Genomic DNA, 12,937 nt, shown 5'->3' with positions numbered 1-12,937 from the left:
TGCGGGCCCCGAAGGGGCCCGCAGGCAGGGCATCTCGGGAGGCGCGACTCGCCTCTCCTGGCCCGTCCGGTCCGCCTGTCCGCACCTTTCCACGAGGAGCGCACCATGAGCCGATTGGTCTACTTCTCGAGCGTGTCCGGGTACACCGCGCGCTTCGTCGAGAAGCTCGGCCGCGACGCGGACCGGATCCCGCTCTACCCGAGCGAACCGTTCCTGCACGTCGACGAGCCCTACGTCCTTGTCCTGCCCACCTACGGTGGCGGCAACGGCGAGGGTGCAGTCCCCAAGCAGGTCATCAAGTTCCTCAACGACGCTCACAACCGCTCGCTGATCCGCGGCGTGGTGGTGGGCGGCAACACGAACTTCGGCGAGGCGTACGGCCTCGCAGGGGACGTCATCGCGCAGAAGTGCAACGTCCCCCTTCTCTACAGATTCGAACTCTTCGGGACCCCTGACGACGTGTCGGCGGTCAACTCAGGATTGGATGCATTTTGGACGCAGCAGTTGCAGACGTCGATCTGACGTCGCCGCAGACGGGGATGGACTACCACTCCCTCAACGCGATGCTCAACCTTTACGACGCGGACGGGAACATCCAGTTCGACAAGGATCGTGAGGCCGCCAAGCAGTTCTTCCTGCAGCACGTCAACCAGAACACCGTCTTCTTCCACAACCTGAAGGAGCGGCTCGACTACCTGGTCGAGAACGAGTACTACGAAAAAGCCACGATCGACATGTACTCGCTGGACTTCATCCAGCGGCTCAACGACCTGGCGTACTCGAAGAAGTTCCGGTTCCAGACGTTCCTCGGCGCGTTCAAGTACTACACGAGCTACACGCTCAAGACGTTCGACGGCAAGCGGTACCTGGAGCGCTTCGAGGACCGCGTCGTCATGACCGCCCTCGGCCTGGCCCAGGGCAACGAGCAGCTCGCCATCGACCTGGTCGAAGAGATCGTCGCCGGCCGCTTCCAGCCCGCGACCCCCACGTTCCTCAACACGGCGAAGGCACAGCGCGGCGAACTCGTCTCCTGCTTCCTGCTCCGCATCGAGGACAACATGGAGTCGATCTCGCGCGGCATCAACTCCTCGCTGCAGCTCTCGAAGCGCGGCGGCGGCGTGGCCCTGCTCCTCTCCAACATCCGCGAGGCCGGCGCCCCGATCAAGCAGATCGAGAACCAGTCCTCGGGCATCATCCCTGTGATGAAGCTGCTGGAAGACTCCTTCTCCTACGCGAACCAGCTCGGTGCGCGTCAGGGTGCCGGCGCGGTCTACCTCAGCGCCCACCACCCGGACATCATGAAGTTCCTCGACACCAAGCGCGAGAACGCCGACGAGAAGATCCGCATCAAGACGCTGTCCCTCGGCGTCGTCGTGCCGGACATCACGTTCGAACTCGCGAAGAACAACGAGGACATGTACCTGTTCTCGCCGTACGACGTCGAGAAGGTCTACGGCGTCCCCTTCGGCGACGTCCCGATCTCCGAGAACTACCGCGCGATGGTCGACGACTCGCGCATCAAGAAGACGAAGATCAAGGCGCGTGACTTCTTCACGACCATCGCCGAGATCCAGTTCGAGTCGGGCTACCCGTACATCGTGTTCGAGGACACGGTGAACAAGGCCAACCCGATCAAGGGTCGGATCAACATGTCCAACCTGTGCTCGGAGATCCTGCAGGTCAACACCCCGACGACCTTCAACGAGGACCTGTCCTACAAGGAGATCGGCAAGGACATCTCCTGCAACCTCGGCTCGCTGAACATCGCGCTGACGATGGACTCGCCGGACTTCGGCAAGACCATCGAGACGGCCATCCGCGGCTTGACCTCGGTCTCGCAGATGTCGCACATCACCTCGGTGCGTTCCGTCGAGGACGGCAACGACAAGTCGCACGCCATCGGTCTCGGCCAGATGAACCTGCACGGCTACCTCGCTCGTGAGCGCGTCTACTACGGCTCCGAAGAGGGCATCGACTTCACGAACATCTACTTCTACACGGTGCTGTTCCACGCCCTGCGCGCGTCGAACAAGATCGCGATCGAGACCGGCGAGACCTTCGACGGCTTCCGCGACTCGAAGTACGCGTCGGGTGAGTTCTTCGACAAGTACACCGACCAGACGTGGACCCCCGCGACCGCTCGTGTTGCCTCGCTGTTCGACAACGCGAACATCACGATCCCGACGCAGGACGACTGGAAGGCGCTGAAGGGGTCCGTCCAGGAGCACGGCATCTACAACCAGAACCTGCAGGCCGTCCCGCCGACCGGTTCGATCTCGTACATCAACCACTCGACGTCGTCGATCCACCCGATCGCGTCGAAGATCGAGATCCGCAAGGAAGGCAAGCTCGGCCGCGTCTACTACCCGGCGCCGTTCATGACGAACGACAACCTGGACTACTACCAGGACGCGTACGAGATCGGTGCCGAGAAGATCATCGACACGTACGCCGCGGCGACGCAGCACGTGGACCAGGGCCTGTCCCTGACGCTGTTCTTCAAGGACACCGCCACCACGCGTGACATCAACAAGGCGCAGATCTACGCATGGCGCAAGGGCATCAAGACGATCTACTACATCCGTCTCCGCCAGCTCGCGCTGGAGGGCACGGAGGTCGAGGGCTGCGTCAGCTGCATGCTGTAGAGCTGCCGCTCTGCTCCCTGGAGGCGCGGTGCCAACCCGCACCGCGCCTCCAGTCCGTCACTTAGTCACCATCTCTGTAAGGAACACACGTTGGTCGAGAAGCTGAAGCTCATTGATCGGGTCCAGGCCATCAACTGGAACCGCATCCAGGACGACAAGGACGTCGAGGTCTGGAACCGTCTCGTCAACAATTTCTGGCTGCCCGAGAAGGTGCCGCTGTCGAACGACGTGCAGTCGTGGAACACGCTGACGCCGGCCGAGCAGACCCTGACCATGCGTGTGTTCACCGGTCTGACCCTGCTCGACACCATCCAGGGCACCGTCGGCGCCGTGTCGCTCATCCCCGACGCGATCACCCCGCACGAGGAAGCCGTCTACACGAACATCGCGTTCATGGAGTCGGTGCACGCCAAGTCCTACTCGTCGATCTTCTCGACCCTGGCGTCGACGCGTGAGATCGACGAGGCCTTCCGCTGGTCCGAGGAGAACCCGAACCTGCAGAAGAAGGCGTCCATCGTGATGGACTACTACCAGGGCGACAACCCGCTGAAGCGCAAGGTCGCCTCGACGCTGCTCGAGTCGTTCCTGTTCTACTCGGGCTTCTACCTGCCGATGCACTGGTCGTCGCGCGCCAAGCTCACGAACACCGCCGACCTGATCCGCCTGATCATCCGCGACGAAGCCGTCCACGGGTACTACATCGGGTACAAGTACCAGAAGGGCCTCGAGACCCTCACGCAGGCCGAGCGTGACGAGCTCAAGGACTACACGTTCTCGCTGCTGTTCGAGATGTACGAGAACGAGGTGCAGTACACGCAGGACCTCTACGACGAGGTCGGTCTGACCGAGGACGTCAAGAAGTTCCTGCACTACAACGCCAACAAGGCGCTGATGAACCTGGGCTACGAGCCGATGTTCCCGAAGAACATCACGGACGTGAACCCGGCCATCCTCTCCGCCCTGTCGCCGAACGCGGACGAGAACCACGACTTCTTCTCGGGGTCCGGCTCGTCGTACGTCATCGGCAAGGCCGTGAACACTGAGGACGAGGACTGGGACTTCTGATCCCGGTTTGACTCGTGGGGACGCCCCGCTGGCTTCGGCCGGCGGGGCGTCCTTCGTCTTGGGTGCCAGCTGATTGGGAAGGGGCTCCTTCCGTGAGAGCAGTCCCGGCAAATCAATAGTCCCCCAAATTAGGTGCAGCGCTCGCGCGCCGCTCGTGGCAGAATCCGTGCTGGAGGGGAATGGCATGCGACTAACGATGTACCTGATGAGGGAGGGCGTGACAGCTGACGCCGCGGTCCTGCGGGAAAGCGCAGATTACGAGGAAGCTGCGCTGAGAGCTGGGTCCGGCGGCGTTCCAGCCGTTTTTCTCTTCAAGGGTGACTCAAAGGCCCCCGGCTGGTTGGGGGAAGTTGCTAAACTCACTTCGCCCGCATCCCCCGATTCTGAACTTGTTTCTCGCAGCCTCGGAGCTGTGGTCCTTGTAGCGGCGGGTGAGCGAGTAGTCGCAGTCACTTTCGGTTCCGGTTACCACGCTCTTGAGTCATCGGTCATCGAGCGAGGGTTTGGCCTGAGAGTAACCGCAAACATGGTCGCCACGAATGGGATCCGTGGCGCGCAAACCCGCGGGGTTGCTAGAAGCTCGCGCGATCAAAAAACACTGCTGCCGGGGGCAGGGCGACTGCAGGACCTGGCGGTCGAAGTTGACGAGGACTGGTTGCGGCAACTCTCGGGTAAGTCGAAGGATGGTAATTTCGCACTCAACGTCTCCGGAGCTGATTCGCTCACGATAACGGTCAAAGACTTTGATGTTCGTGCGCTCGCCGAAAAAGTCAAGGACGTGATGTCTGCGTGGGCGGGCATAGAATATAAGGCAAGTTTTCCGTTCCTCGATCGCATGGTGCCACTCGATCGTAGCGATCCGTTGATCCCGGACCTCGATGCCCTCGCGGCTTCCCAGGTGCGCGGTAAGAATTCTTCGCTTTCATTTGCAGCTCCGGATCCGTTCGAACAACTTGCTGTAGATCACTACGAAATCGCTTGTCAATATCAGCGTTATATCCTGAGCGACCTTGACGCAGCGGTCGTTCTAGATATTGCTGCGAAGCTCGACGAGAAAAAGAGTCCTCTCGAGAGCGTGCGAGTGCGCGCACTGAACGAGGATGGGGAAGATATCGATCGTGCTTATGGGCTGAAGAGTTACCTGCAGACCGAAGTGAACCATCACGGGGTGAGCTACTTGCTGTCCGCAGGTCACTGGTTTTCGCTCCAGGCTGATTTCGTGGCGGAGATCGAAGCTGCAATGGCGGAGGTTCCAGATATCTCAGAGGAACTAGAGCTGCCGGAGTGGGATCCAGAGGCGCTTCGACTAGACGAAAGCGACAAGACTGCAGAAGGTTCATATAACATTGGAGTTTCGAAGAGTAGGGGGTACGCCCTTCTGGATAAGCGGCTCGTTACGTTTGGTGCGTACAAGCGCCTCGAAATCTGTGATCTATTGACGCCGGATGCGGAATTGCTTTGCGTAAAGGCAGCTTCGGATTCACCCGCTCTTTCGCACCTAGTCGCTCAGGTGATGAACAGTGCGGACGCCTGGGGCGACAAGCAGTATGATGAGAAGCTCGCCGCGGCTTGGGCGGGCATTTCTGAAAGCCCCTTGTTTGATCGGCGGAAAGCGAGGTTCGTTCTGGCAATCGCCACGGCGAAGCCGGGCGCGCTGGCTGACAATCTTTTCTTCTTCTCAATGGTGCAAATCGTGAACGGCTTCAGAAAGTTGTCTCGAGGCCAGTTCGGATTTGCTGTGGCAAAGATTCCAATGACTGCGGTTGAGCCGGTAAAGGTGGAGCGAGGGTCGCAGGCAGTCAAGTTTCAATGATGACAATTGAAACCTGATAGCTCATTATTGCGCCGATGTGAACCGTGTGTAACTCGTCGACCTGATCATGATGGCCCTCCAAACCGTGAATTCTAGAGCGGCCACTCGGGGATCGAGCTCGGGATGAGCTTGTCGGCATCGACGAACTCGAGCGCCCGACGGAACACCTCCGCGACCTCCTCCGGCGTCTCCACGGTCTCGGTCGCGACGTCGATCGCCCCGAGCATGACTTTCTTCCCGCGGATCAGTTCGACGAGCTCGGGGGGAACGTGGGAGTGGATGCACTCGAGCGACACGATGTCGATCGACGACTGCTGCAGGAGCGGGAAGGACTGCTCGTACTGCCGCCACTCTGCCCCGAGCGTCTCCTTCCACTTGTTGTTCGCCTCGATGCCGTAGCCGTAACAGATGTGCACGGCGGTCTCGGCGCGCAGGCCCTCAGCGGCGCGTTCGAGCGCGGCCACGCCCCAGTCCTGCACCTCGTCGTGGAAGACGGTGAAGGCAGACTCGTTCGGATGCGCTAAGAGCTGTTGTTGCTCTCAGACATGTCGCGCAGGTGCTTCCACGATCGTACGGTTGCCTTTGCAACACGATGTCCCGGGGAATGGGGGTCTCATGGCTGGGGAACTGAAGCTCGACGAGGGCGGGCTCGCGTCCCTCGTTCGTGAGCTGCACGTGCACAGCGCTGGCAGTGACGAGCATTCCGCGCAGGCGGACGCCGCACTCGCGGCGGCGGCCGGAGCGGTGTCGTCGGCCCCACTCGCAGCGGCGATGCAACAGCTGGCCGCTCGCTTTCGCGGCGGATTCGACGACATCGGCGTCAGGGTGACCAGTCTCGGAGGCGCGCTGGCTGCCGCATCGTCGGCCCTCACCGCGACGGATGCGGAGCTTGCCGGCAGCGCACGGAGCACGAGCGAGTGAGCGTCCTCGCCGGTGCCTTGACTGCTGCTGACGTCACCGACGTGCCGGACGACGCTGATGCACTTCGTTCTGCCGCGCGTCTGTTCTCGACTGCTGCAGACGGTGTCCTCGGCGCAGCGACGAACGCGTCACGGTCCTGGGCAGGACTCCCGGCGGTGTTCACCTCCGATGCATTGCAGCCGGCGCTGACGCCGCTGATGGATCCCGCCGTGCAGAAAGCGCAGCAGATGCAGGCTGCCGCGGAGGAGTTCTTGCAGATCGCGTCCCGTGCGGCGAACAGCATCGACGATCTGAAGGATGACCACGACCGGCTTGTCCGACAGATCGAGCAGTTCCACTCGTCCGCGCCTGGCCAGGTTGCCGCGGCCGCTGCGAAGCAGGCAGCCAGCGGGGACCTGCTCGGAGCCGTAGGCACAGTCGTCACGAACTGGCAGCAGGTGCCTGATCTTGTCGCCGAGGAACTCGGACTGCGCATCAAGGTGCAGGCGCACAACGACAACGTCACGACGACCCTCGCCAGCATCGCGGCACAGGTCGAGGGCATCAGTCCCTCCACCGTGGACGCCCATCCCGTGCACACCACTGCGGACGTGTCGTCGAGTAGCGGCGGCGACCACAGCAATTGGTTCGAGGACGCGTGGAACACCGCCAAGACCGCCGTTGGGGTCGGCGGGGCAGTCCTCGGCGCGGAAGCAGAAGCGGCGTGGCCGCATGTGCAGGATGCTGCCGCGGTCGCCGGCAACCTGTTCGCCTCGATGGGCAACGCCATGGTCAACCACCCGGACGAGATGCTCGAGCTCCTTGGCGGTATCGCGGCGATGGCCGGGGGATCCGCCATGGAAGCCGGCGGTGTCGCACTCGACCTCACCGGGATCGGAGCGATCGGCGGAGTCCCGTTGAACATCTCCGGAGCGGCGGTGATGGCCGCAGGTGCAACCGCTGCTGCGGCCGGCGCAAGCCAGCTCGGCGTGCACGCGATGACCGACGACGGGGTGAGTCCGAACCGTACCGATCACGTCGAGCAGGCGGAGAAGGATCCGTACGGACCGAACGAGGGACACCCCGGGCGGAACAACAAGGGGCAGTACCAGTCGAAGGACAACAACAAAGCCCGCGCCGACTCTGCGCAGAAGGAGGCAAGGGGCATCAAGCAGTACGAGGACGAAACCGGGGTCGAGGTCACGACGACGCAGCAGGTGCGAGCGAGCATGGAAGGTGCTACGAAGGAGCGGATCTACGACGGCTTGGTGAAGAAGCCCGACGGGACGTGGGAGGGCATCGAAGTCAAGAGCGGTACGTCAGCGGACAAAGCTCAGAAAGCGTTCGACCAGGCAGTGTCGTACGACCATCCCGCGTACGCCAAACTGAACGGGGAACGCATCAAGATCACCTCGGTCAACTACCAACGAGTGAAGTAGCGCATGATCATCCAAGAGACCAACAGCAGCATCAGCAGCATCCTGCGGGACACCTTCCGGCCGATGCCTGACCAGGTTCGCCGCATGCTGGGACTCCTCGACAACGACGAGCACTTCGCGTGGAGGCTCTGGTGGTGTCCCGACGACGCCGACTGGATGTTCAACCCCGACAAGACTGAGGAGCAGCACGGCGGCTCCTACCTGCAGGCCGGTGGCACCGCGGAGAAGATGAGCGTGGAGCTGCGCCGCCGCGAGGACGACGGCGAGTACCGGTTCTACATCGTCGGCCGTGACCACGACCTCACCGAACCGCTTACGGAGACCATCGACGTTCAGGCTGCGCACGAGCCTCGACATCCTGCCGAGCTGTTCACGGCCGACCAGGCTGCGCCGGTGTTCATGCACTACGTCGAACACCAGACGGTCCCCGACGGCTCCACGCTCCGTCTCATCGCCGACATGTAGAAGGTGGCGACGCCACCGTCGCGTGTCCGCGACCGTGTGCCGGACAGGAGGCGCGGTGCCAGCTGGCACCGCGCCTCCTGTCCGTTGCTGCTCACGCGACCGCGTGCAGTCACGCAGCCAACCGCGTTCGGCCAGCCATGTGCTGGGGATGGTGCTGGGTCCGGATCACCCGAGGGCGCCGCCCCAGAAGTCGTGACCGCCGAACACGACGTTCACCGGGACGGCCTGCGCCCGGTCGGTCACGTACCGGTACGTGCCGCCCGGACGTCCGAGCCACAGCACCTGCGCGGTCGTTGTGGTCGTCGCGACGGTCCGGAGCTCCACCACGTACTGCCCGGAGGGGATCTGGAACTGCGCCGTCTGCTCGCTGTCGAGCAGCGTCGAGAACCGGGTCGAGAACGACGCTCCGGTCGTCGCGTTCGTCACCGTGACGGTCGCACCGCTCAGCTGCGCCGACGGGCTGCGGGACGCCGAGGCCGCGTAGACGACCAGGTCGTAGTCGCTGTGTGCGTAGTGCCGTGACAAGGTGACTCGGGAAGCCGGGAGCGTTCCTCGCTGCTGGTACACCCGGGTCTTCCAGACGGCGGGCGACGCCGTTCCGCTGGCGTAGGCCTCGATGCGGTACTTCCCGGTGTTCAACCCGACGAACCGGTACTGCCCTGCGCTGTCCGAGGTCGTCCGGAACACCTGCGAGGTGTCCTCGTTCCAGGCGTACATCAGGCGACCGGTGGCGGGTCCCGTCGGGCCGACCACGCCGCCCTGCACGGTGGCACCGATCACGAGCGGCACGGTGACCGCGACTGTGGAACCGCCGCGGACGGCGATGCCCGAGCGGAGTCCGGGGGCGTAGGTCTCCGTTCCGTGCGGCGGGAGCTGCCGCGTCGTCACCGTGACGGTGTCCGGTGCCGGGATGCCGGTGAACGTCGCGGTGCCGTCATCGTCGGTGGTGGCGTTCCCGACGACGACCTCGGTGCCGATCGCTGCGAGTTCGACGTCCGCCACCCGGATCGCGGTGCCGTCGGGCGTTGTGAGCTGCACGGTGATCGTTCCGGATCCGGCCGCAGTCGCTGGTGGCGCGAGGCCGATCAGCGCACCTGCTGCCAGCGCACCGGCCAGCGTCGTCCCCGTGAGCAGTCGCATCGCGTTCCCCGGTCGTTGGCCAGCCGTGCGTTGCCAGGGACTGTACGCGCACGGCGGGCGGGCGGGCGGGCGGTGGGGCAGGCACATCGCAGCAGCGGTCACGCGGAAGCCGTCTCGGCCTCGACAGGCGTCACGAGGTGCGGGTCGCACCGATCGCCCAGACGCGGGGCGGTTCGGCACCGTTGACCGCGTGGTCACCGATGATCCGCGCCTTGAACACCCACGGGTTGTGGCTGCCGGCGGTGCGAGCGTTCCGCCAGTGCCGGTCGAGGTTCTTCGTCGTGCTCACCCCGGACGCCGCGAGCGCGTCGAACAGGTGCGAGGTCGCCGTCGTCGCCAGCGTGGTCAGCGCCACCTGCGCCTGCGCGGTCGCGAGTTCGGCGCGGTCGTTGCGGCGCTCGTCCTCGGCGGTGTCGAGCCCCGCTCCCTCGTACGCACCCTGCAGGGCTGCGGCGGCCCGGTCGACGGTGGCGGTGGCGGCGAACCCGGCCGCCGACACCTCGCCGACGACCTGGAGGATCTGCGGGTCCGACGCGAACGTGTCGGCGTTGCCGTGCGAGAAGACGCGGGTGCGGTTGCGGACCTCGCGCGCGATCTCCCGTTCGGCTGCGAGGACGGACCCGGCGAGGACGCTCAACAGCACGCCCTGGTAGAACGCCGTCTGGTACTTGAACCGCTCGTCGAAGGGGATCACCGCGTCGGCCTGCACGACGGCGTCGTCGAAGGTGCTGGTACCGGAGCCGGTGGTGCGCTGCCCGAACCCGTCCCAGTCGTCGGTGTGGGTGACCCCGGGCTGGTGCGCGTCGACGATCGCGATGACCCGCTCGCCGGTGTCCGTGCGCTCAGCGTAGGTGTCGATCCAGTCGGCGAAGATGCTGCCGGTCGAGTAGTACTTCTGCCCGGTGATCCGGAACGTCCCGTCCGGCTGCGGGGTCACCTTCGTGATCACGTCGCCGACCTGCACCGACCTGACTTCGGTCCACGAGTTGCCGGCGATCTCACCGCGGCCGAAGCGGTCCAGCCACGCCTCGCGTTCCCCGGTCCGTGCGACCAGCCGGTCCTCCACCAGTGCGAAGTGACCGCGGAGCGCCTGGGGGATGTTGCTGTCAGCGGCGGCGAGTTCGGTCAGCAGGCGGAACAGCTGGGGCAGGGTCGCCCCGGCTCCGCCGTGGGCGACGGGGACGCGGACGGCGCCGAATCATGCCGCGGCGAGTTCGCGGATCTCCTCGAACGGGAGGCGGTGGTCGCGTTCGCGCTCAGAGGCGCCGGCAGCGATGCGGTCGAAGATCGGACGGAAGCGGGCGAGGAGCTCGTCGTCGGCGCCCTCGTCGATCGTGCTGTCGGCGGTCTGGTTGCTGATGGTCACGAGGACTCCTTCGTGCTCTGGACTGCTACCTGTCGCGTGGTGTGGCGCCGGGTGGTGTCGATTCGTCCGGTGTGGGCGGACAGCCCGACCAGATGTGCGCCATCGCGAGACTGTGGCATCGCCGAACGCCCGCGAGAAGGGTTGTGTCGATGTGTGTCGGAGGGTGACTTCCCATGACACGTGACCGCGCAGCGACGAGGTGGGGGTTCGCAGCAGCGCCTTCGCGGTGCTGCGCGTGTACGACGGCCGCGGAGCCCGTCCGACGAAGAGGGGCATGCTCTTCCGAGAAGCCCGCGTATGCCGCGCTCACAGAAGCGCGCATCAACGACGGAGCACGCACCAGCCAGAGGACCGGCCACTGCCTGGCTTGGTGTAGGCGAAAGCCGTGGTCTCGGCGCTGTTCACTCCGGTGAGGTTCAGGCCGGCGGTGTCGTCCCTGCGCCCTCGGTGTCGTCGGCACCCGCAAGACCTGTCCCGGCCTGATCGAGGTTCTCGTGTGGGTCGCCCATGTCGCCGGTCGCAGCGCCGGCGTGGGACAGCCCGAAGTGTCCGCGGACGGCGTTCGCCTCGGCGGGGGACAAGGTGCGTCCGGCTCCGAGGGACGGCGCGTCCTTGATCGCGTCCTTCGTGTACCCGACGTGCACGTCCGTGCCGTCGAACGTGGCGTCGTCGGCGGGGACGAGCGCCTGGTGACGCCCGAGCAGTCCGGTTGCGACACAGACGTAGGCCGCACTGCCGTCCTCGTCGGAGGGGAACACCTGCACGACCTTGCCGACTGATACGCCGTTGCGATCCCGGACAGTCGCACTCTCGACCTGGTGGATGACGCCCTTGGTGATCATGACCGTAGTCAACGCCCTCGAGTCTGACGCTTCGCAGACGCCGCCCTCTAGGCCGACGCTGTGGACCCGATCCTCGGAGTCTGGGCCGCGTTGCCGCGCCACTCAATCGGCCGATCGCCCTCCGTGCGTCAACGACACGCCCGGAACATCTCTGAAGTTGCAGATTTGATGTATCACTGAGTTGACTGCTCGTTGTCGGCAACGCCGCCGACGCGAGAGCCGGCTTTGATGCCGGAGAACGAGGGGAATTTCCATGAAGCAGTCGTCCTACGGACGTGTCGTCTCGATCGGCGCAGCCTGCGCCGTCGTCGGCGGACAGGCCACTGCGAAGTGCAAGGTCGTCGTGAAGCGTGGTGTGCCGACTCCATGGGGCACGGTTGCGTGGAGCACCTACTCCTCGATCCAGCGCCTCAGCGCCAAGGGCAACGGCGCGATCACCTACAACCGCTGGGAGTGAGCGGAATGGCGTCTTGGGCGGCGGGGCAGATGATGAATCCACTTGTTCCAACAGTGCTCGACGGTGTGCTGATGGCCGTATCCCTCCTCGCGCTGTTCCTCGCACTCGCAGCGTTCATCTCGCTGATCCGAGCTCGGTCGACCTCTGGCCGTCGTTTGCTCGGATGGACTCTCGTCGTCCTGTTCGCTCCGTTCATCGGGCCGGCAACGTGGTTCGTCGCTCGGCACCGCGAACGGTCGATCGAGCCCAGAAGTGACGACGTTGGCCAGCGGTGAGGGGAACGTTCGGTCGGATCAGCACCTGTGCGCAGCATGAATCCGCGTGCCGTGTTCGCAGCCGTCGCTGCTGCGTTCCCGGTCGTCGTCGAGGTCGCGGTCACCAGCGCCTGGTGGGATCGGTTGCCCGACCGGATCGCGACGACGTTCGGCCCGGATGGCAGCCCGAGCGGGTACGGAACTCCGTTGGGAACCGCGATCCTGCTCGCGGCGGTACAGTCGCTGTTCCTCGTGGGGGCGGTCGGCTCCGCTTTTGCTCGAGACCGGCGCAGAGGTCGCATCTCGTGTGCGGTCACCGCAGGGTTCGTTGCGGCTCTCGCGATGAGCTGGCTGATCATCGTGGGATTGGCGTCTTCGACGTTGAGTCCGACGGCTTGGTGGCTTCTCGCGGCGGCGCCCGTGTGGGCGTTTGTCCCGTACTGGTTGCTTTCCCCCGCGAGGGGCGGTGGAAGGTGACGCCGCTGCCGGCGTGACCTTCCAGCCGGAGCGCAGCCGCGCCTCCAGATCGGATCGAAAGCCGCGCACGCGGC

General features: G+C 64.6%; 12 protein-coding genes and 2 pseudogenes. 10 read left to right on the top strand and 4 right to left on the bottom strand.

Annotation, left to right across the window (positions count from 1 at the left end):
- Positions 1-105 precede the first annotated feature (105 nt).
- The 4 genes from nrdI to DEJ21_RS08015 all read left to right on the top strand — a co-directional run bounded on the left by nrdI (position 106) and on the right by DEJ21_RS08015 (position 5,523).
- On the top strand, positions 106-522 hold the full coding sequence (nrdI, locus tag DEJ21_RS08030) for a class Ib ribonucleoside-diphosphate reductase assembly flavoprotein NrdI (RefSeq protein ID WP_027465945.1): 417 nt from the start codon (positions 106-108) through the stop codon (positions 520-522).
- Positions 523-539: 17 nt separating this feature from the next.
- On the top strand, positions 540-2,645 hold the full coding sequence (nrdE, locus tag DEJ21_RS08025; protein WP_111224259.1) for a class 1b ribonucleoside-diphosphate reductase subunit alpha: 2,106 nt from the start codon (positions 540-542) through the stop codon (positions 2,643-2,645).
- 90 nt (positions 2,646-2,735) lie between these two features.
- On the top strand, positions 2,736-3,710 hold the full coding sequence (gene nrdF / locus DEJ21_RS08020; protein WP_017886894.1) for a class 1b ribonucleoside-diphosphate reductase subunit beta: 975 nt from the start codon (positions 2,736-2,738) through the stop codon (positions 3,708-3,710).
- 184 nt (positions 3,711-3,894) lie between these two features.
- Positions 3,895-5,523, top strand: a complete 1,629-nt coding sequence (locus DEJ21_RS08015) for a DUF6119 family protein (protein ID WP_111224258.1) — start codon at positions 3,895-3,897, stop codon at positions 5,521-5,523.
- Positions 5,524-5,636: 113 nt separating this feature from the next.
- On the opposite strand, the pseudogene DEJ21_RS08010 reads toward DEJ21_RS08015, so the two are convergent.
- A pseudogene (locus DEJ21_RS08010) lies at positions 5,637-6,035 on the bottom strand (methionine synthase); the annotation flags it as partial.
- Between the two features lie 103 nt (positions 6,036-6,138).
- Here DEJ21_RS08010 and DEJ21_RS08005 point away from each other — a divergent pair.
- The 3 genes from DEJ21_RS08005 to DEJ21_RS07995 are packed head-to-tail and all read left to right on the top strand — an operon-like array spanning position 6,139 to position 8,327.
- Complete coding sequence (locus tag DEJ21_RS08005; protein WP_111224257.1) at positions 6,139-6,444, top strand: hypothetical protein; 306 nt, start codon at positions 6,139-6,141, stop codon at positions 6,442-6,444.
- On the top strand, positions 6,441-7,862 hold the full coding sequence (locus tag DEJ21_RS08000) for a hypothetical protein (RefSeq protein WP_111224256.1): 1,422 nt from the start codon (positions 6,441-6,443) through the stop codon (positions 7,860-7,862). Before DEJ21_RS08005 ends, DEJ21_RS08000 begins: the two co-directional genes overlap by 4 nt.
- 3 nt (positions 7,863-7,865) lie before the next feature.
- Entirely contained in the window at positions 7,866-8,327 is a 462-nt protein-coding gene (locus DEJ21_RS07995) for a hypothetical protein (protein ID WP_111224255.1), read from the top strand.
- A 165-nt stretch (positions 8,328-8,492) separates the two neighbouring features.
- Here DEJ21_RS07995 and DEJ21_RS07990 read toward each other — a convergent pair whose 3' ends face one another.
- The 3 genes and pseudogenes from DEJ21_RS07990 to DEJ21_RS07980 form a co-directional block, all read right to left on the bottom strand.
- Positions 8,493-9,365, bottom strand: a complete 873-nt coding sequence (locus tag DEJ21_RS07990; protein ID WP_181435821.1) for a carboxypeptidase-like regulatory domain-containing protein — start codon at positions 9,363-9,365, stop codon at positions 8,493-8,495.
- 232 nt (positions 9,366-9,597) lie between these two features.
- Positions 9,598-10,833: pseudogene (locus DEJ21_RS07985) on the bottom strand (acyl-CoA dehydrogenase family protein).
- 416 nt (positions 10,834-11,249) lie between these two features.
- Positions 11,250-11,675: a hypothetical protein gene (locus DEJ21_RS07980; RefSeq protein WP_111224253.1), complete on the bottom strand. Its 426-nt coding sequence runs from the start codon at positions 11,673-11,675 to the stop codon at positions 11,250-11,252.
- Between the two features lie 253 nt (positions 11,676-11,928).
- Between DEJ21_RS07980 and DEJ21_RS18185 the strand changes: the two genes are divergently transcribed.
- Genes DEJ21_RS18185 through DEJ21_RS07970 form a run of 3 tightly spaced genes read left to right on the top strand, consistent with a single transcriptional unit; the run spans position 11,929 to position 12,863 of the window.
- The gene (locus DEJ21_RS18185; protein WP_181435820.1) at positions 11,929-12,132 is read left to right on the top strand and encodes a hypothetical protein; all 204 of its coding nucleotides are present in this window, start codon (positions 11,929-11,931) and stop codon (positions 12,130-12,132) included.
- Complete coding sequence (locus DEJ21_RS18715) at positions 12,042-12,407, top strand: PLD nuclease N-terminal domain-containing protein (RefSeq protein ID WP_375342395.1); 366 nt, start codon at positions 12,042-12,044, stop codon at positions 12,405-12,407. The genes DEJ21_RS18185 and DEJ21_RS18715 overlap by 91 nt, the downstream gene beginning before the upstream one ends.
- Before the next feature lie 51 nt (positions 12,408-12,458).
- Positions 12,459-12,863, top strand: coding sequence for a DUF1648 domain-containing protein (locus DEJ21_RS07970; protein ID WP_181435818.1), 405 nt, complete (start codon positions 12,459-12,461; stop codon positions 12,861-12,863).
- Positions 12,864-12,937 lie beyond the last annotated feature (74 nt).

It is taken from the genome of Curtobacterium sp. MCSS17_006 (genome assembly GCF_003234215.1).
Classification (GTDB): Bacteria; Actinomycetota; Actinomycetes; order Actinomycetales; family Microbacteriaceae; genus Curtobacterium; species Curtobacterium flaccumfaciens.
This window is presented reverse-complemented; position numbering and strand designations above follow the sequence as displayed.

Coding starts and splice junctions, on each gene's coding strand:
- DEJ21_RS07995 (WP_111224255.1), top strand. CDS start 7,866: ATGATCATCCAAGAGACCAACAGCAGCATCAGCAGCATCCTGCGGGAC.
- DEJ21_RS08015 (WP_111224258.1), top strand. CDS start 3,895: ATGCGACTAACGATGTACCTGATGAGGGAGGGCGTGACAGCTGACGCC.
- DEJ21_RS08005 (WP_111224257.1), top strand. CDS start 6,139: ATGGCTGGGGAACTGAAGCTCGACGAGGGCGGGCTCGCGTCCCTCGTT.
- nrdE (WP_111224259.1), top strand. CDS start 540: ATGGACTACCACTCCCTCAACGCGATGCTCAACCTTTACGACGCGGAC.
- DEJ21_RS18185 (WP_181435820.1), top strand. CDS start 11,929: ATGAAGCAGTCGTCCTACGGACGTGTCGTCTCGATCGGCGCAGCCTGC.
- DEJ21_RS18715 (WP_375342395.1), top strand. CDS start 12,042: ATGGGGCACGGTTGCGTGGAGCACCTACTCCTCGATCCAGCGCCTCAG.
- nrdI (WP_027465945.1), top strand. CDS start 106: ATGAGCCGATTGGTCTACTTCTCGAGCGTGTCCGGGTACACCGCGCGC.
- DEJ21_RS07980 (WP_111224253.1), bottom strand. CDS start 11,675: ATGATCACCAAGGGCGTCATCCACCAGGTCGAGAGTGCGACTGTCCGG.